Source organism: Enterococcus sp. DIV0236, assembly GCF_050558525.1.
GTDB lineage: Bacteria > Bacillota > Bacilli > Lactobacillales > Enterococcaceae > Enterococcus > Enterococcus faecalis.
Genome location: NZ_CP187891.1, coordinates 1,350,842 through 1,372,692 on the forward strand (window position 1 = coordinate 1,350,842; position 21,851 = coordinate 1,372,692).

Annotated in this window: 20 protein-coding genes; 2 read left to right on the top strand and 18 right to left on the bottom strand. The window is 38.1% G+C overall.

Going from position 1 to position 21,851, the window contains the following annotated elements:
- The first annotated feature begins 8 nt into the window (after positions 1 to 8).
- Positions 9 to 989 (top strand): LacI family DNA-binding transcriptional regulator, encoded by a 981-nt coding sequence (locus tag IGK27_RS06620; protein WP_016618368.1) that lies wholly within the window; start codon positions 9 to 11, stop codon positions 987 to 989.
- Between the two features lie 59 nt (positions 990 to 1,048).
- Here the strand turns inward: IGK27_RS06620 and IGK27_RS06625 are convergent, their stop codons facing one another.
- The 4 genes from IGK27_RS06625 to cls all read right to left on the bottom strand — a co-directional run bounded on the left by IGK27_RS06625 (position 1,049) and on the right by cls (position 6,350).
- Positions 1,049 to 1,210: a hypothetical protein gene (locus IGK27_RS06625; RefSeq protein WP_002361843.1), complete on the bottom strand. Its 162-nt coding sequence runs from the start codon at positions 1,208 to 1,210 to the stop codon at positions 1,049 to 1,051.
- A 108-nt stretch (positions 1,211 to 1,318) separates the two neighbouring features.
- Positions 1,319 to 2,728, bottom strand: a complete 1,410-nt coding sequence (locus IGK27_RS06630) for a glycoside hydrolase family 1 protein (protein ID WP_010707573.1) — start codon at positions 2,726 to 2,728, stop codon at positions 1,319 to 1,321.
- Positions 2,728 to 4,608, bottom strand: a complete 1,881-nt coding sequence (locus tag IGK27_RS06635) for a beta-glucoside-specific PTS transporter subunit IIABC (protein ID WP_010818391.1) — start codon at positions 4,606 to 4,608, stop codon at positions 2,728 to 2,730. The genes IGK27_RS06630 and IGK27_RS06635 overlap by 1 nt, the downstream gene beginning before the upstream one ends.
- A gap of 281 nt (positions 4,609 to 4,889) precedes the next feature.
- A complete protein-coding gene (cls, locus tag IGK27_RS06640) occupies positions 4,890 to 6,350 on the bottom strand; it encodes a cardiolipin synthase (protein WP_033626252.1) in 1,461 nt (486 codons plus the stop codon).
- A 180-nt stretch (positions 6,351 to 6,530) separates the two neighbouring features.
- On the opposite strand from cls, the gene IGK27_RS06645 reads away from it, so the two are divergent.
- Entirely contained in the window at positions 6,531 to 7,082 is a 552-nt protein-coding gene (locus IGK27_RS06645; protein WP_002361848.1) for a DUF2179 domain-containing protein, read from the top strand.
- A 58-nt stretch (positions 7,083 to 7,140) separates the two neighbouring features.
- Here IGK27_RS06645 and IGK27_RS06650 read toward each other — a convergent pair whose 3' ends face one another.
- The 14 genes from IGK27_RS06650 to IGK27_RS06715 all read right to left on the bottom strand — a co-directional run bounded on the left by IGK27_RS06650 (position 7,141) and on the right by IGK27_RS06715 (position 21,768).
- On the bottom strand, positions 7,141 to 8,025 hold the full coding sequence (locus IGK27_RS06650) for a DUF1803 domain-containing protein (RefSeq protein ID WP_010818392.1): 885 nt from the start codon (positions 8,023 to 8,025) through the stop codon (positions 7,141 to 7,143).
- Positions 8,026 to 8,096: 71 nt separating this feature from the next.
- Positions 8,097 to 9,023 carry a manganese-dependent inorganic pyrophosphatase gene (locus IGK27_RS06655; protein WP_002360265.1) on the bottom strand — a complete coding sequence of 309 codons (927 nt, stop codon included), beginning with the start codon at positions 9,021 to 9,023 and terminating at the stop codon, positions 8,097 to 8,099.
- Positions 9,024 to 9,118: 95 nt separating this feature from the next.
- Positions 9,119 to 9,883, bottom strand: a complete 765-nt coding sequence (pflA, locus tag IGK27_RS06660) for a pyruvate formate-lyase-activating protein (protein ID WP_002357530.1) — start codon at positions 9,881 to 9,883, stop codon at positions 9,119 to 9,121.
- Positions 9,884 to 9,959: 76 nt separating this feature from the next.
- On the bottom strand, positions 9,960 to 12,206 hold the full coding sequence (gene pflB / locus IGK27_RS06665) for a formate C-acetyltransferase (RefSeq protein WP_002357529.1): 2,247 nt from the start codon (positions 12,204 to 12,206) through the stop codon (positions 9,960 to 9,962).
- A gap of 289 nt (positions 12,207 to 12,495) precedes the next feature.
- Positions 12,496 to 14,958: a DNA topoisomerase IV subunit A gene (gene parC / locus IGK27_RS06670; protein WP_010820837.1), complete on the bottom strand. Its 2,463-nt coding sequence runs from the start codon at positions 14,956 to 14,958 to the stop codon at positions 12,496 to 12,498.
- A 12-nt stretch (positions 14,959 to 14,970) separates the two neighbouring features.
- On the bottom strand, positions 14,971 to 17,028 hold the full coding sequence (gene parE / locus IGK27_RS06675; protein ID WP_002381887.1) for a DNA topoisomerase IV subunit B: 2,058 nt from the start codon (positions 17,026 to 17,028) through the stop codon (positions 14,971 to 14,973).
- A gap of 204 nt (positions 17,029 to 17,232) precedes the next feature.
- Entirely contained in the window at positions 17,233 to 17,661 is a 429-nt protein-coding gene (locus tag IGK27_RS06680) for a CoA-binding protein (protein WP_002377361.1), read from the bottom strand.
- An 87-nt stretch (positions 17,662 to 17,748) separates the two neighbouring features.
- Complete coding sequence (locus IGK27_RS06685; RefSeq protein ID WP_002357522.1) at positions 17,749 to 18,192, bottom strand: ethanolamine utilization protein EutQ; 444 nt, start codon at positions 18,190 to 18,192, stop codon at positions 17,749 to 17,751.
- A gap of 12 nt (positions 18,193 to 18,204) precedes the next feature.
- Complete coding sequence (eutH, locus tag IGK27_RS06690) at positions 18,205 to 19,305, bottom strand: ethanolamine utilization protein EutH (RefSeq protein ID WP_002357520.1); 1,101 nt, start codon at positions 19,303 to 19,305, stop codon at positions 18,205 to 18,207.
- Positions 19,306 to 19,317: 12 nt separating this feature from the next.
- Positions 19,318 to 19,581 (bottom strand): EutN/CcmL family microcompartment protein, encoded by a 264-nt coding sequence (locus IGK27_RS06695; protein ID WP_002357519.1) that lies wholly within the window; start codon positions 19,579 to 19,581, stop codon positions 19,318 to 19,320.
- Between the two features lie 12 nt (positions 19,582 to 19,593).
- Positions 19,594 to 20,193 carry a TIGR02536 family ethanolamine utilization protein gene (locus IGK27_RS06700; protein ID WP_033626249.1) on the bottom strand — a complete coding sequence of 200 codons (600 nt, stop codon included), beginning with the start codon at positions 20,191 to 20,193 and terminating at the stop codon, positions 19,594 to 19,596.
- Positions 20,194 to 20,207: 14 nt separating this feature from the next.
- Positions 20,208 to 20,843 carry an ethanolamine utilization phosphate acetyltransferase EutD gene (gene eutD / locus IGK27_RS06705; RefSeq protein WP_033626248.1) on the bottom strand — a complete coding sequence of 212 codons (636 nt, stop codon included), beginning with the start codon at positions 20,841 to 20,843 and terminating at the stop codon, positions 20,208 to 20,210.
- 3 nt (positions 20,844 to 20,846) lie between these two features.
- Positions 20,847 to 21,410, bottom strand: coding sequence for a hypothetical protein (locus IGK27_RS06710; protein WP_033626247.1), 564 nt, complete (start codon positions 21,408 to 21,410; stop codon positions 20,847 to 20,849).
- 67 nt (positions 21,411 to 21,477) lie between these two features.
- On the bottom strand, positions 21,478 to 21,768 hold the full coding sequence (locus IGK27_RS06715; RefSeq protein ID WP_002357513.1) for a BMC domain-containing protein: 291 nt from the start codon (positions 21,766 to 21,768) through the stop codon (positions 21,478 to 21,480).
- Positions 21,769 to 21,851: the final 83 nt, after the last annotated feature.

The window sequence follows — 21,851 nt, forward strand, 5'->3', positions numbered from 1 at the left end:
GAATTTTGATGGTGGTTAAATTAACGGATGTAGCAAAGCTTGCTGGGGTGAGCCCGACAACGGTAAGCCGCGTGATTAATAATTATGGTTATCTTAGTCAAAAAACAATTGATAAAGTTCATCAAGCGATGGAAGAATTAAATTATCAACCTAATGGATTAGCCAGAAGCCTCCAAGGAAAAAGTACGCAGCTGATTGGTTTAGTCTTCCCTTCTGTTAGTCATCCATTTTTTGGTGAATTAATTGAAACACTGGAAAGAAAGCTCTTTGTTCAAGGATATAAAGTGATTTTATGTGATAGTGAAAAAGATCCAGAAAAAGAGCGCGCCTATTTACGAATGCTCGCTGCAAATAAAGTGGACGGTGTAATCACTGGTAGCCATAACTTAGCTATTAACGAATATGAAAATGTTTCACTACCTATTGTTTCCTTTGACCGTTTCTTGGCACCTGGCATTCCAATTGTCTCTTCGCAAAACTTTCAAGGGGGCCAAAAAGCCACTGAAGCCTTATTTGCAAGTGGTGCACAAAAGATTGCAATTATTACTGGTGCTAATAACACAGGCGCACCTAGCGATTATCGATTGGCTGGTTATAAACAAACAATGGAAAAATATGGCGCAGAAAAAACGATTCTACAAATTGATAATGGGACCTCAACAACATTAAAAAATCTAGAAATCGAACGTTTGCTTCAAAATAAAACTGTAGACGGCATCTTTTGTACAGATGATTTGACAGCAATTACAGTTATGAATATTGCTCAAAAATTGAAGATATCCATTCCTGAAGAATTAAAAGTAATTGGTTATGATGGGACAAAATTAATCAAAAGAATTGCCCCTCAACTATCAACCATTGTGCAGCCGATCGACGAGATGTGTGACGTTATGATTGACTTACTGCTTCGTAGAATGATGGATCCTGATGTTGCACTCGAGGAAAATTATCCTATTCCGATTCAGCTATCATTGTCTGAATCCTGTTAAAAAAGACACCTGAAAAGGTGTCTTTTTTTATTCTTAATTCCTCATTTGCCTATTTTCCCTTAATTCCAAAGCACAGAGATTAAATAATACAACAACATGATCCCTACAAATACACCGAGCATTAGTAAAACATACCACCAATTTTTGGCGCTATAGGTTTCATTTTTATCTTTTTCGGTTCGTTTCCCGGCAGCCCATTTCCATAAATCGTAATTATTCATCTCTCTCACCACCTTTAATGGGTTTATTAACTTAAATCTAACACGGAATGAGAGAACTTGAAAACAAAAGGATCACCCACTTATGCAATGGATGATCCTTTTTGTGCACTATTCTTCTGGTAACCCATTATTTTTAATCACTGATTGGTACCAATAAAAACTATCTTTTTTAATGCGTCGTAAATCTTTTAACTCATGGTCTTCACGATTGACGTAAATAAAACCGTAGCGTTTTTTGAATCCTTGATGAGAACTTAAAATATCCATGACCGACCAAGGGCAATAGCCAAACAACTCAACACCGTCAGAAATAGCCGCATGACAAGCAGCAATATGGTCATGCAAATACGCAATTCGATAGTCATCATGAACTTTTCCGTCCTCTGTTAGGCGATCTGGTGTGCCTAAGCCGTTTTCTGTAATGATTAATGGTAAACGGTATTGACGATAATAATCATTTAAAACTAAACGTAGACCAGTTGGATCAATTTGGGCACCATACTTAGAGGTTTTTAAATGTTGATTTTTTTCGATTTTGAAATAACCGTATAGATCAAAATCAATGTCCTTTTCTTTCGTACCCAATGGGTGTTGCTCATCTGTCGGTAAATAGCTAGCAACTAACGTCCGATAATAATTAAGGGCGATAAAATCTGGTTTAGCGGCTTTCAGAATTGCTTGATCTTCTGGCTGTGTTTCGGGATAAATGCCGCATTTGGTTAAATACTCTTGATAGTAACCAGGGTATTCGCCAAAACAATACATTTCTAGAGCATAATTCGTTTTAAAGTTATCATTCATACGAGCCGCCCAAACATCTTCAGGCTTATTGGAACTAGGATAAGTCATCGTTGAGGAAACAGAGGGACCGACTTTTCCCCCAGCGACCAATTGGTGACAATCATTCGTCGCTAGCGCATGGGCAACAAACATATGGTAATCCATTTGTGCACGAATTTTTTCAACATTTTCTGGTGCAACATCGTACATATTCATTCGTTCATCAACACGAATCATTAAGTTTTGTTCGTTTGTAACTTGCCAATTTTTGACTCGATCACCAAACGCTTGATAACAGACTTGCGCATAGCGTTGAAATGCAGAAACGCAGCGACGATCAACCCAACCATTGTATTTTTCCACCAATGCAAAAGGTAAATCAAAATGATAAAGTGTGACAAACGGCAAAATATCGTTTTCTAAAAGTGTATCAATGACGGCATTATAAAAATCGATGCCGGCTTGATTGATTTCGCCATCACCTGTTGGAATGATTCGTGCCCATGAAAGAGAAAAACGATAGGTTTTTAAGCCTAATTCTTTCATTAACGCAATGTCCTCTTTGAAATGATGGTAAAAATCGCTGGCGACTTTCGTGTCTGCTTGTACAGCTGACTTTTTAAAAGAATTGTAATCAGCGACTGTTAGGCCTTTGCCGTCCTCATTCCAAGCGCCCTCAATTTGAAAAGCGGATGAAGAAGCGCCCCATAAAAAATCGTTCTTAAATTGTTTAACCATTAGTTTTGCTCCTTTACTTGCATGAAAAATAAATTTGTTTGTGGTGTAATCTCTGTTTGTTTGGTTGTCTCAATTACAGCCATTTCCGCAGTATTTGTTACGATGACTAAGACGGTTGGATCATAACCAGCAGCTTGGATGATTTGTTTATCAAAAGAGAGCAGCTTTTGTCCTAGCCTGACTCTTTCTCCTACTTTTACGAACGTTTCAAATCCCCGCCCTTTTAATTCGACTGTATTGATTCCAATGTGAAGGAGGATTTCAGCACCATTGTCTAACTTTAAGCCAATTGCATGATGAGTTGGATATAAAGCCGTCACTTGCCCATTTCCTGGTGAAACAATTTGTTCCTCTGTCGGATAAATAGCTAGCGTTTTTCCCATTTGTTGAGAAGCAAAGACTTCATCGTTGATTTGGTCTAAAGATACGAGTTGTCCTTGAACAGGTGCTTGAATCCGTTGCTTTTCTTTGACTGTCTCTGTCTCTGTCTTTAAGCTGGGTTCTTGACGTGACTCGTCAAGCGGTAAATCATTAAAGCCTAGAAAAATCGTTAATAGAAATGCACCAAAAAAAGCAATGCCACAACCTAATAAATAACAAATAAAGGCTTTGGTTCCTGCTTCTGCGTAAACTGGGATGGTCAAGAGTCCTTGGTTAGCGAAGGCTGTCCCGTAGGAACCGCCCCAGCCCATTAAGGCCCCACCTGCTGCTCCGCTAGCCACCGCATAAATCATCGGTTTTTTTAACCGCAAGTTTGCCCCATAAATGGCTGGTTCTGTGATACCAAATAATGCAGTCACTGTTGCAGAGGCAGCAACAGCTTTCAAGTCTTTATTTTTTGTGCGGACAAACACGCCAAATGCGGCGCCCGCTTGAGAAAAGTTCGCTGCACCAGCAAACGCTAGCAAATTTTGCCGTCCTGTTCGAGCGACATCATTAATCCCAATTGGCACAAGCCCACGGTGAGCCCCAAAAATGACTAAGACACACCAAATTCCGCCGATAAAACCGCCTAACAAGATGGGACTAAAATTCATTATATAATAATACAACCAATTCACGCCGTCACCTAAATAAATCCCTATCGGTCCAAATAATAATAAAGTGGCTGGAATCATTAAAAGTAATGACAGCGTAGGAACCATAATAATTTTTAGAACTTCTGGAATAACTTTTTCCAAAAAGCGTTGCACATAAGCTAACATAAAAATTGCAAGAATAATAGGAATTACTGTGGAAACGTAATTGGCTTTGGTCACATGTAATCCAAACAAGGTAACCGCTGATTCTTCAGTCATTAATGAAACGATGGTTGGATAACATAAGGTGGCACCAATTACCATGGCGATATATTCGTTTGTTTTGAAAACCTTAGCAGCTGAATAACCTAAAATAACTGGCATAAAATAAAAAAGTGCATCGGAAGCGGCGCTTAAAATAATATACGTATTCAAAGGTTTTAAATCGACCTGGTAAAAATTGTTTGCGACCATCACAGCAATAGCTAGAATTCCTTTTAACATGCCAGAAGCGGCAATTGCTGGTACGACAGGTGTGAAAATCGCGGCAACAGTATTTAAAATTCGATTACCTAATGAATTTTTTTCTTTTGTAGATGTTTTGGTCGTAAGTTGCTGAGCCAACAAAGGTTCTAGAGCATTATAAACATGCGCGACTTTATTGCCTAAAACCACTTGATACTGCCCGCCACTTTCAACAACAGAAATGACACCTTCTGTTTGTAGTAAGGCTTCTTTGTTCGCTTGTTTCGTATCTTTCAATACGAAACGCAATCGTGTATAACAATGTGTGACATCCACGATATTGTCTTTGCCACCTACGTCTTTCAAAATTTCTTTTGCTATTGCTTGGTAGTCCATGGTGACCACTCCTTATCTATAAAATAACAGCTCAATAAAAAAGACCAAATCACACATGCACGTTTCAGCAAACACACTCAATATTTGCTCGTCGTGAATGTCCCTTTGATCTGATCTACGTAATAACTATGTTTCTCACGATAGAATAGCTGATTGAATTTATTTTTAATTTACCATTATTTAGAGGGATTATCAATGAATTAGGTAGACCACTTCAGTGTTTTGTTACTAAAATCAGCAGTGAAAATAGTAGTTTACTACATTCACTGCTGATTTATTGATTACAAGACTGGTGACAACAAGCGTGAAAAGTTTTGCTTGAAGCGTAGCCAGTACCCTTGTTTTTTAATTATCTCGTCGGTTAGTAAGACACTTTTTTCTATATCTTCTTCAAAGACTTGCGCTAACATCCACGCAATGTCGGGATTGTAAATAAACGTACTTACCTCAAAATTCAATGAATAACTGCGAATATCTTGGTTTGTTGTCCCAACCATAGCTAATTCATCATCAATCACCATTGTTTTTGCATGAATAAACCCACTATCATAAATATAAATTTTAATGCCGCGTTTGTGTAAGTAATTCGCGTAATATTGTGTTGCGCGGTAAATAAAGGGATGGTCAGGCATACAAGGAATCATAATTCGCACGTCGACACCTGAACGAACCGCCACTAACAACGCATTAATCATACTATCGTCAGGGATTAAATACGGTGTTTGAATCCAGACACTCTTTTCTGCAGAAAAAATCATCCGAACAAACCCGCTTTTCAAAATTTCTTCTTCTGAATCAGGACCATCTGAAACAACTTGTAAGGACAAATGCTCCACTTCATGATCTTCTGGTAATTTAAAATATTTTTCATGATACGTCATACGTTCTTCAGGATATTTGACTGAAGCATTCCAATCCATGATAAATATCTCTTGCAATGAAAATACGGCCGTCCCGACCAAACGAATATGGGTATCTCGCCAGTAACCAAATTTTTCGGTGACATTCAAATATTGATCCCCAACATTGAACCCGCCGGTCCAGCCAATTTTCCCATCGATGACAACAATTTTCCGATGCAAGTGATAATTTAGACGTGTTTTACGGATCATATCGCGAGAAGTAATAAAGGGAGCTACTTTTCCTCCAGCGTCAACGTAACGAGCAAAAAACTTTTTATTTGCGCCGGGTGAACCCCAAGGATCGTAAATTAAGTAAATTTCCACGCCTTCATGCAACTTTTCAATTAATACATCTAAAAATTGATTGCCAATTGTGTCATTAAAAAACGCATAATACTCCACATGAACGGTTTCTTTCGCTGCACGAATATCTTCAAATAATGCTTGGAATTTTTCTTGGCCATCTGTGAATAATTGCAAACTATTTCTTTTGGCCAACGGTGATGCGTCCATATTCCGGAAATAACGATTTAAAACTTTCGCATCATAAAGTAAATCATAACGTTTATCGCGCCCTGCTTTTTTGTTATCGATGTCCACTTTTTCTTTAATTCGTTGAACCATTTGTTTTTCATCATCAGACAATTTAAAAACTTCTTGTCCATCGATACCTCGCCCACAGAATAAGTAAATAATAAAGCCGATACCAGGCAAGAAAATCAACGTCATCATCCATGCTAAAACGCTGGAAATACTACGAGGTTTTCTAAAAACAGTAATTAAGGCAGCAATAACGTTAATTACTAATAAAAATAACAAAATCCAAACAAAAATTTTCATCGCTTACCTCCTTCTTACTTCATACTAAGATTATATCAAATAACAGTTAAATTAGGCGAATAATATGAGCGAGTATTCAAAAAAGAATTCATTTCTATAAGTGTTTCGCCTTTGATTCTCAGTTTTTCTGTACTATAATGAGGGCTGGATGTAAAGATTTTGAAAAGAGGTACTTATTTTATGGTCGTTGATTTGAAAATGTTAGCTATGATTTTTATCATTAATTTTGCGTATATTACCTTAAATACTATTCGTTTTATGTTAACGATGAAAGGTTATCGGGTTATTGCACCGCTGGTTAGTATGGCTGAAATAACAATTTATGTCTTAGGGCTGAGTATGGTTCTGAATCGGTTAGACAATCCTTTAAATTTACTTGTTTATGCGCTTGGTTACGCTGTTGGCATTAGTGTAGGAATTAAAATCGAAGACTATTTGGCCTTGGGTTATATTATGGTATCGGTTATCCTCCCTTCTACTACTGAACAATTTCATTTACCAGAAACACTTCGTGAACACGGCTATGGTGTTACGCAAAGTGTCGCCTACGGACGCGAAGGAGAACGAATGGTTTTAGAAATTCTTTCCCCAAGAAAAAACGAACGTACATTGTACAAATTAATCAATCAATTAGAGCCGAGAGCATTTATCATTTCCTATGAGCCTAAGTTCATTTCCGGTGGTTTTTGGACGAAAAAAGTTCGCAAAAGAAATGACGCCATTTCTCACTAAGAAGCGGCGTCATTTCTTGTTATTGATTTTTAGTTTACATAATAAGATTATCGTAACTTTAATTTATTCTAAGATAACTTAGAGAGTTCGTACCTAGTTGCTCAATCAATTGTTGCATAAAAACTAAGCGTTCGATGGCCGATCGGTTAACAATTTTTTCATAATAAAATGCTAGAATATCCGACTGTGCTTCTAAAGGCTCGGCTTGTTCCGTTGCTACTGGTAAAAGGAGTTTTAAGTGGTCCTGGTCAATCGTAATCACTTGGGTCAAGTGCAAACTTTCTTGAAAAATATTAGGCACAGTACTGACTTTGCGGCCTCGCAGAGCTTGTTTAATGACTCTTCTCGCTTGCGAAAGATAGTATTCAGGATTTACGTCCCCTAGCAAGTCGTATAAAGCGCTGAAGGCTTCTGGCAAGGATTGCTCTTTGCCCAAGTAATCAAAATAACGAGGCATTGTTGGAACCTCTGTCTTTTCTTTTTCAAGCGTAATTATAGATAGTTGTGCCGAGGCCAATCTTTGTTTTTGATAAAATGAGGGGCCACCGCTCACGCCAAAAAAATAGTCTTCCTCTTCTGGAAACACTTGTGGCCAAAAAGATTCAGCTAGCCAAAATAATTGCTCTGTTACAGTTCCTTTAAATTTAGGAAGTTCGTCTTCAGCCAAGGGCAAACTCGCAACTTCAGCTGCCGTATAAATAGGAAAATTCAAACGATATTGACGATTTTCCCGAATGATTAACTGACAATCAATCATTTCTGATAAAAATTGTTCTAACTTGGCTTCTGTTGCAAAGGCCGCTTTTAATTGTCTTAAAATGATTCTTTCTTCCCGATGTTCATACATAAAAGTAACAAGAGGGAAAAAAAGTGATTGGTTGAGCAAATGATTGTATTGTTTCGTTTGTTGCGGAGAATGATAGTAAATTGCTAAATCATTCATGTTAACGCCCCTTTACTATTGAAGCGCCTAAGCAACAAGGAATTTATCGCGTTGCTTAGGCGCTTACGGTTTTAGTTAAAGACTTCTGTTAATTGTGGTACTACTTGTTTTTTACGAGAAACAACGCCTGGTAAGAACGCACGATTGTTAACTAATGTTACATTGAATGCTGCTTCAATTTTGGCTTGTTCCGCACCAATCGCTAATAATTCAGAATCACTGTCTAGGATATTCGTAATAATTAAGACAAACAAGTCATAATTATTGGCTGCATTTTCTGCGGCCATAGCTGCTTCTAATTCAGCTTGACGATCTAAAACTTCTGCTAAATCGACGGTATTTACTTGAGCAACGCGAACTGTTTTGCCGTTCATTGGGAAGCTCTTAGCATCTAAATCTAAAAGGACTTCAGCTGATTTATCGCTTAAATTTGTTCCTGCTTTTAATAAGTCAAGACCATAGCCTTCTAAATTAATTTCAGCAATATCAGCTAGGGCGTGCGCTGCATCGATGTCTTCTTGTGTGCAAGTTGGTGATTTAAATAATAATGTATCAGAAATAATCGCTGAGACCATCATACCAGCAATTTGAGCTGGAATTGTCACGTTATTTTCTTTAAACATTTTATAGATGATTGTACTGGTACACCCTACTGGTTCTGCACGATAATACAATGGATCTGCTGTTTCGAAGTTGGCAATCCGGTGATGATCCACTACTGCTAAAATGTTTACTTCAGCGATATCTGAAATGCTTTGTTGGAATTCGTTATGATCCACTAACATGACTTGGTTTGTTTCGCTAGCTGCTTCAGTGACAACACGTGGTGCTTCAATATTGAAGTAATCTAAGGCATATTGTGTTTCTTCACTTGGTGTTCCTAAAGCGACAGCTTCTGTCTCTTTTCCTAATTCTTTTTGTAAGTAAGCAAAACTAATTGCTGCTCCGATAGCATCTGTATCAGGATTTTGGTGTCCAAAAACTAAAATTTTTGACATAATACACACTCCTTGGTTTTGATTCACTCTTAATGATAACAAAAAATAGAAAAGAAACAACAAAAAAATTGTCTTCTTTTCTATTTTTTCGTTTGTTAACGTGCTAGATAACCTTGATAGTCCTCGACATGTAGTAGTTTTTTCGCATTTTCAACACGATCATTTTTAGGAGGTTCAATTCCTTCTAATGGATAAGGAATACCTAGTTCTTCCCATTTGTACTTGCCCATCGTATGGTAAGGAAGCACTTCAACTTTATCTACATTGTTTAATGTTTTTATGAAGGCATCCAGACGGATTAAATATTCGTCGTAATCACTACGTTGAGGCACCAATACGTGGCGAATCCAAACAGGTTTATCAATTTCAGATAAATAGGTAGCCATCTCTAAAATATTATCATTTGATTGCGTTGTTAACAGTTTATGCTGCTCGTTATCAATATGTTTGATGTCGAATAAGAGTAAATCTGTGTACTTCATCAATTCATCAAATTGACTAATGAAGGGTTCTTCCCGAGTAAAAGGTTTGCCACACGTATCTAAGGTTGTATGAATGCCTTGTGCTTTGGCTTTTTTAAATAAATCGATTAAAAAGTCCATTTGCAATAGCGGCTCACCACCACTGACAGTGATACCACCCTTTTCGCCCCAATAAGAGCGAAAACGTAATGCTTCCTCTAATACTTCGTCAGTCGTCACCACACGACCACCGGAACCAATTTTCCAAGTATCTGGATTATGACAGAATTGACATCTCATGCGACACCCTTGTGTAAATACGATAAAACGGACACCTGGGCCATCAACGGTACCAAAATTTTCTGTTGAATGAATTCTACCTGTAACTGGTGTTGTCATAATGATCCCTCTTCTTTCAAACGAAAAGGATGACACGTTGAATGTCACCCTTTCAGTTAAATAATGTAAATGTTTTTTATAGTCTGTCGTGTGAAGTTCTTGAAATAACGTCTGCTTGTTGTTCAGGAGTTAAGTCACGGAATTTCACGGCATATCCAGATACACGGATAGTTAAGTTTGGATATTTTTCTGGATGTGCTTGTGCATCTAATAATAATTCGTTTGTAAATACGTTTACGTTTAAGTGGTAACCACCTTTATCGAAGTAGCCATCTAATACGTTACGTAAGTTGTTAATTCTTGTGTCGTCGTCTTTACCTAAACCATTAGGGTTGATGGTTTGTGTATTAGAAATACCATCTAAAGCGATTGTATATTCTAAACGAGCTGTTGAGTTTAATGAAGCTAACAAGCCATTTTTCTCACCTAAGAATTTACCGTCTTGATAACTTGGGTTCGCACCTGGTGCAAGAGGTTTGCCGGCACGACGTCCGTCAGGCGTGTTCCCTGTTGCTTTACCATAAACAACGTTTGAAGTGATTGTTAATAATGAAGTCGTTGGTTTAGAGTTACGGTATGTGTGTTGACGTTTAATTTGTGTCATAAAGTAATCTAAAATCCAGTTAGCCATTGCATCGGCTTCTTCGTTATCGTTTCCGTATGTTGGGAATTCTTTTGTTGGTACATAATCAATTGCCATACCATCTTCGTCACGGATTACTTCTACTTCACCGTGTTTAATTGCCATGATACTATCAGTCGCATGAGAGATTCCGGCAATACCAGTTGCGAATGTCCGTTGTAAATCAGTATCCATTAAAGCTAATTGTGGTGCTTCATATGCATATTTATCATGCATGTAATGAATAATGTTTAATGTGTTAACGTACAATTCAGCTAACCAGTCTAAGATGTCTTTATAGCGTTCCATGAATTCGTGGTAATCTAATTTGTCACCAGTCATTGGACGATATTTTGGTGCTACTTGCATTTTAGTTTTTTCGTCGACCCCGCCGTTAATTGCATAAAGAACAGCTTTCGCTAAGTTCGCACGAGCGCCGAAGAATTGCATATCTTTACCCATAACTGTTGCAGAAACACAACATGCGATTGCACAGTCGTCAGAACCCCAGTTTTCACGTAATAAGTCATCGTTTTCAAATTGGATAGATGAGCTTTCTTTCGCGATTTTAGCTGCATATGTTCTGAAGCCTTCTGGTAAGTGAGAAGAATACAATACAGTTAAGTTAGGTTCTGGAGATGGTCCCATGTTTGTTAATGTGTGTAAGATACGGAAGTCATTTTTGGTAACTAATGAACGACCGTCAATACCCATACCAGCAATAGATAATGTTGCCCAAATTGGATAACCAGAGAATAATTGATTGTATTCTGGTGTCCGTGCAAATTTAACCATACGTAATTTCATGATTAAATGGTCAATCATTTCTTGTGCTTCAAATTCAGTGATTAAACCAGCTTCTAAGTCACGTTGGATATAGATATCTAAGAATGCTGAGATACGACCAATTGACATTGCCGCACCATTTTGAGATTTAATGGCACCTAGGTAACCAAAGTATAACCATTGGATTGCTTCTTGCGCATTTGCAGCAGGACGAGAAATATCGAAACCATAAGAAGCAGCCATTTGTTTTAAGTCATTTAACGCACGGTATTGTTCAGAAATTTCTTCACGTAAGCGAATAACATCGTCTGTCATTTCTTTGTTACCAGTGTTATCATGATCTTTTTTCTTTTGTTCCATTAAGTAGTCGATACCATATAATGCGATACGACGATAGTCACCAATAATACGGCCACGGCCATAAGCATCTGGAAGACCAGTAATGATTTTGTTTTTACGTGCTAAACGCATTTCAGCTGTGTAGGCATCAAAAACACCTTGGTTATGTGTTTTTCTGTATTCTGTGAAGATTTTTGTCATTTCTTCGTCAGTTTCATAACCATTTGAAACTAAGGCATTGTTCGCCATTTTAATACCACCGAATGGCATAAATGCTTGTTTTAATGGTACATCTGTTTGTAAACCGACAATTTTTTCTTCTTCTTTGATTAAGTAACCAGGTTCATGTGACGTAATAGTTGCTGGGATATCGCTATCCATGTCATAAACGCCATTTTTTTCATGTTGGATTTCAAATAATTCTTGTAGTTTTGTCCATAATTTGTCAGTGCTCGGAGCGATTGGTTCTAAGAAACTGTCGTCGCCTTTGTACTCTGTGTAGTTGTTTTGAATAAAATCACGAGTGTCAACGCTTGTTCTCCATTTGTCGCCTTTAAAGCCTTCCCATTGTTTCATGAAGTGTTTGCCTCCTTAGTTAACTGCTACTTGATTGTATGTAACAGCTTTATGTGATTAGTATAACACATAACCTTTTAGATGCAAGCGTTTTTTTATTATTTATTGCACTTTCTTAATAAATAAATGGGGAGCGAAGATTCTAAACGCTGATATATAAACATTTATACTTGTGAAAATAAGAACGATTTATAGTTGTTATCACTTGTGAAAAATGTACTTCTGTATTAAAAACAGCAGCCATCTGTATTAATACAGATGGCTGCTGTGGAGATATTTATAACACAGTTTAGTTTGTTTGTTCTTCTTCAATCACTGCAGAATGCATCTCGTGGACTTCCATTACTTGGCCATCTTTTTGTTCATCGATGACAAAGGAACCGTTGGATGTTCGTTCACTGATTGGATAGTTTTTCGACTGAATAACTTCTTGTGTGCCTTTTTGCGTAGTAACTAATAAATCTAAATCGGTACTTTCAGACATAAAGACAACACGATGTGGATTTTTCTTCAATTCCCGCAAGACCATTAGTCCACGTTTTGCTCGTCCTAATTGTGTTAATTCTTGGGCTAACATGCGTTTAACACCGCCACGTTGGGTAACGATGACAATCGGTGTATCCCCTTCAGAATGAACCAGTAAACCATTAACGACATAATCGTCTTCTTTGAGATTCATTGATTTAACTCCAGCCGCTTTACTACCCACGACTGGTACTTCATATAATGGATAACGTAAGCCAAAACCGCGATTGCTAACGAGGAAAACATCCAATAAGTCTTGATCATTTGTTAAATAAACATTGGTAATTTCATCTTGGTCTGATTTTAATTTCATACAAGATGTCGGGCGGCTCTTATAAGTGCGCCAAGGCTCAAAATCAGCCATTTTGGTTTGTTTAATCATGCCAGCTTTTGTAATGAAAACAAAGGTTTTTGTCGGACTTAACTCTTTATAAGGATATACAGCAATAATCGATTCATCGATAGCAAGATTTAAAATGGTTTGAGAAATATGTTCGCCAATTTCTTTCCAGCGTAAATCTGGCAACTCATGGACGGGGCGATAGATCATATTCCCTTTATTTGTTACTAGTAAAAGATGATCTAATGTATTGACTTCGCCAGCATATAGTAAAAAGTCGCCTTCTTTCATGCCGATTTCTTCTGGTTTTGATGCTGTATAAGAACGAATACTACTCCGCTTGATATAGCCTTCGTGCGTCACGGTTACGACCACGTCTTCCTGTGCAACTAACACGGCTGTTTCAATCTTGATTTCTTGGATTTCCTCTTCAATTTGAGTTAAGCGCGGATTGCCATATTGCTTTTTAACTTCGCGAAGTTCTTTTTTCATGACTGAGAATAGTTCTTTTTCATTGTTTAAAATGTTCAATAACTCAGCAATTTGTTGTTCTAAAGTTTTCGCTTCTTCTTGTAAATCAGTAATATCTGTATTAGTTAAACGGTATAGCTGTAAAGTAACGATTGCTTCAGCTTGTTCTTCAGTAAACGCATAGTCGGATACTAAGTTCTTCTTCGCATCTTTTTTATCTTTACTGCCACGAATTGTTGCAATCACTTTATCTAAGATAGACAATGCTTTAATTAAACCAGCAACAATGTGCTCACGTTTGCGAGCTTTGTCCAACTCAAATTGACAACGGTTAATGATAACTGATTTGCGGTGCGTAATGTAACTTTCTAAAATCCGTTTTAGTCCCACTTGTTGCGGGGTCATGTTGTCGATGGCTACCATGTTAAAGTTGTAATTGATTTGCAATTCAGTGTTTTTAAATAGATAATTTAAAATACCTTCTGCATTGACATCTTTTTTTAGTTCAATAACAATTTGCAAGCCAGTTCTGTCACTTTCGTCACGAACTTCGGCAATACCGTCTACTTTTTTATTTAAACGGATTTCATCCATCTTCTTCACTAGCGTTGCTTTATTGACTTCATAAGGAATTTCAGAAATGACAATTTGTTGTTTGCCGCCTTTTAAGGGCTCAATCTTTGTCTTCGCACGTAAAATTACTTTACCACGGCCGGTTTCGTAGGCTTTTTTAATTTCTGCTTTTCCTTGTAAGATCCCACCTGTTGGGAAATCTGGTCCTGGAATGTATTCCATTAATTTCTCTAAACTTGCATTAGGATGATCAATTAAATACACGGTTCCATCAATAATTTCCGCTAAATTATGTGTAGGAATTTCTGTTGCATAACCTGCTGAAATCCCCGTTGAGCCATTTACCAATAAATTAGGATATTTGGCTGGTAAAACAGTGGGTTCTTTTTCTGTATCGTCAAAATTCCAGACGAAATCGACGGTATTTTTGTCGATATCTTTTAACAACTCACCACTTAACTGTGATAAACGAGCTTCTGTATAACGCATCGCCGCTGGTGGATCGCCATCCATACTTCCGTTGTTTCCGTGCATTTCAATTAGTACTTCCCGTAATTTCCAGTCTTGACTTAGACGGACCATCGCTTCATAAATACTACTGTCGCCATGGGGATGATAATTCCCCATAATGTTTCCGACAGATTTTGCTGATTTACGAAAGCCTTTATCAAAGGTATTGCCGTCTTTATTCATTGAGAAGAGAATGCGGCGTTGTACTGGTTTTAGCCCATCTCGAATATCTGGTAGGGCCCGTTCTTGAATGATGTATTTGGAATATCTTCCAAAACGATCGCCCATTACTTCTTCAAGGGTTAATTCTTGAACTTCTTGGCGTTTTTCCAAAATTGTCACTCCCTACTCTATGTCAAACAAACTGATTTCAGTGTCATCGGTTTGTTCTGCTTCTTTTGTTTTTTCCGCATCTAGAAGACTTTCTCCTGTTGGTGCAGAAGTGTCTTCTTCTGAACGATCTAAAATACTGCCATCTTCTTCCAACGTAAATTGAACATGTTGTTCAATCCATTTTCGACGAGGTTCGACTTTGTCGCCCATTAATGTGGTCACACGGCGTTCTGCTTGAGCTGCATCATCAATCCGAACACGAATTAAGGTTCTAGTTTCAGGATCCATCGTTGTTTCCCAAAGTTGTTCTGCATTCATTTCCCCCAAACCTTTATAGCGTTGGAGCATATAGCCTTTACCAACTTTATCAATCACTTCTGCCAATTCACCATCGGTCCAAGCATACTCAATGACTGATTTTTTTCCAGTTCCTTTAGAAACTTTATAAAGAGGTGGTAAGGCAATGTAGACTTTGCCGGCTTCAATTAATGGTTTCATATAACGATAGAAGAACGTTAATAGTAACACTTGAATATGGGCACCATCGGTATCCGCATCGGTCATGATGATGATTTTATCATAATTACAATCTTCAATTGAAAATTCAGGACCAACGCCTGCGCCAATCGTATAGATCATAGTATTGATTTCTTCATTTTTCAAGATGTCTTGCATTTTCGCTTTTTCCGTATTAATGACTTTTCCTCGTAGCGGTAAAATGGCTTGAAACTTCCGGTCGCGTCCTTGTTTTGCTGAGCCACCGGCCGAGTCTCCTTCGACAAGATATAGTTCATTTTTCTTAGGATTTCTAGATTGAGCCGGTGTTAATTTTCCAGAAAGTAACGATTCACCTTTTTTCCGTTTTTTACCGTTCCGGCTTTCTTCACGGGCTTTACGAGCCGCTTCACGGGCTTCACGGGCTTTAATCGCTTTCCGAATTAATGATTGACTCATTTCACTGTTTTCTTGTAAATAGAAGCCCATTTGTTCGCCTACGACGTTATCGACAACGGTTCTTGCTAAAGGTGTACCTAATTTTCCTTTGGTTTGGCCCTCAAACTGTAGTAAGTTTTCTGGTACTCGAATAGAAAGGACGGCTGCTAAGCCTTCACGGAAGTCGCTACCTTCTAAATTTTTATCTTTTTCTTTTAATAGTCCTACTTTACGTGCATATTCATTGTACGCCTTTGTCATTGACGTTTTCATACCGACTTCGTGGGTACCGCCATCTTTTGTGCGGACATTGTTAACGAAAGATAAAACATTTTCAGAATAGCCATCGTTGTATTGATAGGCTAATTCAACTTCAATACCTTCTTTGGCTCCTGAAAAATAAACAACGGGTGTTAATGTATCTTTTTCTTCATTTAGATAGGCAACAAATTCTTTAATGCCTTCTTCGTAGTGAAAGACTTCTTCTTTGGGTTCTTCTCCACGTTCATCTGTTAAAGTAATTTTGACGCCTTTTAATAAGAAAGCTGATTCTCTCAAACGTTCTGCTAAAATTTCGTAAGAAAAATTTGTCGTAGAGAAAATGGTGTCGTCAGGTAAAAAAGTAACGGAGGTGCCGTTGCGTTTTTTTGTTTTGCCGATTTTTTTTAAGGTACCAACTGGTTTACCGCCGTCCTCAAATCGTTCCATGTATTCTACGCCATCACGAACAATATGAACTTCTAACCACTTAGATAAGGCATTAACAACACTGGCACCCACCCCATGGAGTCCGCCTGAAGTTTTATAGCCACCTTGGCCAAACTTACCACCCGCATGTAAGACAGTAAAAATTACTTCTACTGTTGGGATACCAGAAGCATGCATCCCTGTTGGCATTCCGCGGCCAGAGTCTGCAACACAAATACTATTATCTTTTTGGATAGTTACGTTGATTTCATTCCCGTAGCCAGATAACGCTTCATCGACTGCGTTATCGACAATTTCATAGACTAAGTGATGGAGTCCACGGCTATCGGTTGAACCGATATACATACCAGGTCTTTTCCTCACTGCTTCCAATCCTTCTAGGACTTGGATAGAGGCATCATTGTACTCATTGTTAATTTTTTTAGCCAAAGAAAAAACTCCTTATACTTAGATTCTCGTTTAGTTAATAAGCGTACATTAACTATTTCTTAAAGAATTAGAAGAAGAGTGAGCCGGTTTCTTGCGTTTTCCGTTCGCTCCTTCTAAAACCATCATTACAATAATACTCTATCTGGGTCAAAAAAAAAAGAGCTTTCCGTTCAGGACGCTCTTTCTTTATAAAATTACACGTGTTTATTCAGCATCTGCCATTTTTGCCAATTCAATTTTAATACAACGGTCCATAATAACTTGACGACCTTCATTTAATAACAAGTTCGCTGCCTCTTCGTTTTCCAAACCTAGTTGGGCCCAAAAGACAGGCGCTTCTGTTTTCAATGTTTCTGCGGCCACTTCTGGCAAAAATTCACTCCGCCGAAAGACGTCAACAATATCAATCTTTTCAGGAATCTCTGTTAATGCCCCATAAACCGTTTCGCCAAGCACCGTTTCGCCTTTTAAAACCGGATTGACAGGCAATACACGATAGCCATGTTGCTGTAAAATTTCCGCAATTTTGTAACTCGTGCGGTCGGGCTTGTTACTCAAACCAACTACCGCAATATTTTTTGCTTGTTTTAAAATATCAAAAATTTGATTTTGACTTGGATTCTCAAATGTCATTCACTCAACCCCTTTTTTCGTTCTTATTTATTATAACGCTGAGTAAAGGGTTTTGGCAAAATTATTCTCTGAATACCGACAAAATAATTATTGGCTTTGCCAATCTGCTGGATAAGTCACGTAGACAAAGCGGGCATCACCCGTCACTGAAAATTGAATTTTGCTACTTTTCGGGATTAAAATAATTTCGCCGGCTGTTGCAGAAATTTTACGTCCGTCAATCAGTATATCTAATTGTCCTGAAATAATATAATCAATTTCATCGTATTCTAGTGTCCAATCGAAGGTGGTATCTTTCATCACCATTAAACCGCAACCAAGGCGCGGGCTTTCTTCTAAAGAAAACAGATCTTTTGTGTAAACAATGTCCGCTGGGTTGCCTGTATCTAAGCGATCGTCTTCTGTTACGTCGATTTCGGGTAATTTGATGGACATAATTCCACTTGGATCCACTTGTTTAGTCGGCATTAATTTTTCTGTGACAATTTGTCGAACAAGCGTTTCAATCATTTCACGATTTAATTCTGTCATATTTACACCTCATTATTTCACTTCTGTTTCGGGTTTCCCTAGCATTCGATTTGCCATAAAGATAGCCACAAAAATGGCGGTAATCCCTCCAACTAATTTGCCAACAATCATTGGAAAAATCATTTCTTTTGCTACGCCTGCAGTAAAACCAAGGTGGTCACCTAAAACGAAAGAAGCCGAAACAGCAAAAGCGATATTAATAATTTTCCCTCGATTATCCATGTCTTTTAACATTTGGAACATGGGAATATTGTTAGCTAATGTAGCAACCATTCCTGCAGCCGCTACTTCATTCATTCCTAAAACTTTTCCTAGTTTCATCAATGGTTTATTAAAGACTTTCGTAATCACAGCTACTAAACAGAAAGCGCCAGCTAAAGTTAAAGCAATCCCGCCAACGACTTCAATTCCTTCAGTAACTGGTGCAATGCCAGGAATCACTGTAATTCCTAATAATAGTTGAATCGCCCCCACAACTAAACCAAAGATAGCGACAATCACTACGCCTTGACCAAAAATTTGGAAGCCTTTAATCATGCCCTTTGGCGCTAACCATAAACCTAAAATAATTAAAGCGGCAACAATAATAATTGGAATTAAGTTAGGAATAATCAATGACAATGGCATGCCAGCTGTTAAACCACCTGCTAATAAACCAAAAGGAATTGTAATAATCCCGCTCAAAACACCCGTTGCTAAGAATTGTTGGTCGTCTTTTTGGATAATGCCAAGCGCTACTGGAATTGTAAAGACTAACGTTGGCCCCATCATTGCGCCTAAGATTGCCCCCGCAAATAAACCAGCTTGTGGATCATTGGCTAATTGTTGCGCTAACGCAAAGCCCCCCATATCATTAGCCAATAAGGTTGTGGCAAACATTGCTGGATCAGCCCCTAGTAATTCATAGACAGGAACGACAATCGGGCTTAAAAGATTGGCTAAGACAGGCGCTAAAGTGATAATCCCTACCATAGAAAGCGCTAGAGAACCCATAGCCATAATCCCTTCCTCAAATTGCTCCCCTAAACCTAGTTTGTTGCCAATACATTTATCGATTCCTCCAATAATCATGAAAAGAACCATAATATACATAATAATTTCATTAATGCTCATGTCTCGTCCTCCCTATTCTTCCTCTGTAGAATCAATGACACCAACAATCATTGCATCAATTGGGACATTCGGATCTTCTGCCGAAATACGGGCAGCATTGCCTTGACTAATTAACACTTTGTCCCCGACACCAGCTCCAGCGTTGTCAGCAGCAATTAAAAATCCTTGCTTTTCGTCCTCTTGATTCAAAATATCAACCATCATAAATTTCCAGCCATTTAATTTTTCATCTTTTCTTGTTGACCAAAGGCTACCAGTCACTTTTCCTAAAAGCATCGTTTTTCCTCCTTACGTCAGCAATTGATGTTTCCTAGCATAATCTTTCGCTAACGGGGTTAAATAGGCATTTTTACTTAAAGAAACACCTGATTCTGTCATTCTTATCAATTGTTTTTCAGTAATGTAGGTTCGTTTGGTCTCAGCCAAAGAACGAAGTTGTTTTTGACAGGCCGCCTGAAACATAGCGTAATTTTCTGAATCATGATAAAAAATCAGCCCAAACTGTTGGCACATGTCCACGTTTTCCTGAATCGTTTGTTTCAAACGATACTTCAATCGTGAATTTTTAGTCACTGAAGGTATTGGGGTTAAAACCAATACCGGCTTACCTTCAAATAAGAATGCTAAGATGTTTTTGACTAATTCATCCGTTTCCTGTAAATGCGCAATCGCATTTACTTGGGAAAGCGTTAGCCTCTTTACAACCAAGCCTCGTGCTAGCTTCTGCTCCTTGGTTACCCAATTTACATCAGGAAAACGAACAAACATTTCTTCTGGAAATGCTTCTTTTACTTCTGCTAAAGCCACTGAATAAGACGAAGACAGCAATTGTTGACAAATTTGATCAGTAATCTGTTGAATCAAATTTTCCATTTCAGAAACGTTCATTGTCCTTCCTCCTTTTACTTAAGAATATAGCCACGAGCTCCTTTGGTTAAGCCGCAAGCGTTGGCTTCATCGTAGTCAATGTGCATGTACGTTGCAAATCGCGGACTGATTCGTACAACCACATCATCAAAGATTAACGGACGTGTGCCTTCCACTTTGACTTGCACAATTTGGCTATTGCTTACTTTATTTTTTAAGGCATCTTCTGGTGTCATGTGAATATGACGTTTGGCAACAATTAAGCCGTGACTTAATGTCACAACTGCTGATCCGTTTATCAGCGTGACGCCAGGTGTCCCTTCTGTCTTGCCACTCTCTCTAACTGGGGCATTAATTCCTAAAATACGCGTATCCGTCATAGAAACTTCGACTTGTGATTCGCTACGTTCAGGGCCTAAAATAACCACATTTTGAAAAAGTCCTTTAGGTCCAGCAACCGTAATTCGTTCTTTACAAACGAACTGTCCAGGTTGGGATAAATCTTTCACTTTTGTTAGTTGATATCCTGGTCCAAATAATGCATCAATCTCTTGACGAGACAAATGAACATGTCGGCCAGAAGCTTCAACTTCAAAAGTATTTTGTTGTTGTTGCTGAATTCGTTTAACAACTTCTTCAACAATTTCATTCATTGAATCCAATTTGTTCATCTCCTAGTTTCGTGATATTTCAGCCATGGTGCTAATTAATTCTGTAGCCCAAGATTGAAAAAGGCCGAACAGTTGTGATTCTCCTTTTAACTGGAGAATAATTTTATCTAGTTGTAATTGAATTTCTTTTGAGGAATAGCGCCATTGTCTCTGTTGGTTAGTTAGAATAGTTACCTTTGATTCCAAAATGACTGGTTCCATTACGAGCGACTGTTCTAAAATAAATTTCTCTAACCACAGTTGTTGTTGTTCGAAATATAACCAACCTTCTGTTGATAACGCTTCATTCGTTAAGAAAGGCAAATACAATAGATGGCTTAAGTGCCGAATCTCATAAATTGTTTCTTTTGATAAATGTTCTTGTTTTTGTGAGGAGGCCTTCACTGAATGAACCTCAGAAAGCAATGGGTTTGTTGAAGAGAAGCTGCTATTAATCCGATGCTCGCGTAGATAGCTTTTGGCGGCTGGCGTCAGAAAACTGCCTACAGGAAACACAAAATCCGTGCCATCTTCTAGTTCTTTTTTTAGCCTTTTGATGCGAAGCATATCTTCTGTAATAACTGTCATAACACCCCTCCTCAATGAAAGTTTAGGACAGAAGTAATGAACCTACCTCTGCCCCAAAAAATCAAAATTATAATTCAGTTGTTGCGTGTGGTAAAATAGCGTCTACTTCTGTATGTGGACGTGGAATTACATGGACAGATAATAATTCGCCAACACGTTCTGCTGCAGCAGCACCAGCATCTGTTGCTGCTTTCACGGCACCAACGTCACCGCGAACCATTACTGTAACTAAACCGCCACCGACTTGTTCTTTTCCAATTAAAGTAACGTTTGCCGCTTTCACCATTGCATCGGCTGCTTCAACAGCACCTACTAAACCACGAGTTTCGATCATTCCTAAAGCATTTGTACTTGACATTATAATTTCCTCCTAAGATGTATGTTTTATTTTTAAAAATTTGGGACAATTAGCAATTTGACTTAGGTCCCAAACCCTAAATC

Excerpts from the sequence above, each read along its gene's own strand:
- IGK27_RS06685 (WP_002357522.1), bottom strand. The coding sequence starts at position 18,192 with ATGACAGAATTAAATCGTGAAATGATTGAAACGCTTGTTCGACAAATT.
- cls (WP_033626252.1), bottom strand. The coding sequence starts at position 6,350 with ATGAAAATTTTTGTTTGGATTTTGTTATTTTTATTAGTAATTAACGTT.
- IGK27_RS06645 (WP_002361848.1), top strand. The coding sequence starts at position 6,531 with ATGGTCGTTGATTTGAAAATGTTAGCTATGATTTTTATCATTAATTTT.
- IGK27_RS06715 (WP_002357513.1), bottom strand. The coding sequence starts at position 21,768 with ATGTCAAGTACAAATGCTTTAGGAATGATCGAAACTCGTGGTTTAGTA.
- eutH (WP_002357520.1), bottom strand. The coding sequence starts at position 19,305 with ATGAGCATTAATGAAATTATTATGTATATTATGGTTCTTTTCATGATT.
- IGK27_RS06630 (WP_010707573.1), bottom strand. The coding sequence starts at position 2,728 with ATGGTTAAACAATTTAAGAACGATTTTTTATGGGGCGCTTCTTCATCC.
- IGK27_RS06655 (WP_002360265.1), bottom strand. The coding sequence starts at position 9,023 with ATGTCAAAAATTTTAGTTTTTGGACACCAAAATCCTGATACAGATGCT.
- IGK27_RS06695 (WP_002357519.1), bottom strand. The coding sequence starts at position 19,581 with ATGCTTTTAGGAAAAGTGACTGGTAGCCTTTGGTCAACAAGAAAAGAT.
- pflB (WP_002357529.1), bottom strand. The coding sequence starts at position 12,206 with ATGAAACAATGGGAAGGCTTTAAAGGCGACAAATGGAGAACAAGCGTT.
- IGK27_RS06710 (WP_033626247.1), bottom strand. The coding sequence starts at position 21,410 with ATGACAGTTATTACAGAAGATATGCTTCGCATCAAAAGGCTAAAAAAA.
- eutD (WP_033626248.1), bottom strand. The coding sequence starts at position 20,843 with ATGAACAAATTGGATTCAATGAATGAAATTGTTGAAGAAGTTGTTAAA.
- IGK27_RS06680 (WP_002377361.1), bottom strand. The coding sequence starts at position 17,661 with ATGACATTTGAGAATCCAAGTCAAAATCAAATTTTTGATATTTTAAAA.
- IGK27_RS06635 (WP_010818391.1), bottom strand. The coding sequence starts at position 4,608 with ATGGACTACCAAGCAATAGCAAAAGAAATTTTGAAAGACGTAGGTGGC.
- IGK27_RS06625 (WP_002361843.1), bottom strand. The coding sequence starts at position 1,210 with ATGAATAATTACGATTTATGGAAATGGGCTGCCGGGAAACGAACCGAA.
- IGK27_RS06700 (WP_033626249.1), bottom strand. The coding sequence starts at position 20,193 with ATGAACGTTTCTGAAATGGAAAATTTGATTCAACAGATTACTGATCAA.
- IGK27_RS06650 (WP_010818392.1), bottom strand. The coding sequence starts at position 8,025 with ATGAATGATTTAGCAATTTACTATCATTCTCCGCAACAAACGAAACAA.
- IGK27_RS06620 (WP_016618368.1), top strand. The coding sequence starts at position 9 with ATGGTGGTTAAATTAACGGATGTAGCAAAGCTTGCTGGGGTGAGCCCG.
- pflA (WP_002357530.1), bottom strand. The coding sequence starts at position 9,883 with ATGACAACACCAGTTACAGGTAGAATTCATTCAACAGAAAATTTTGGT.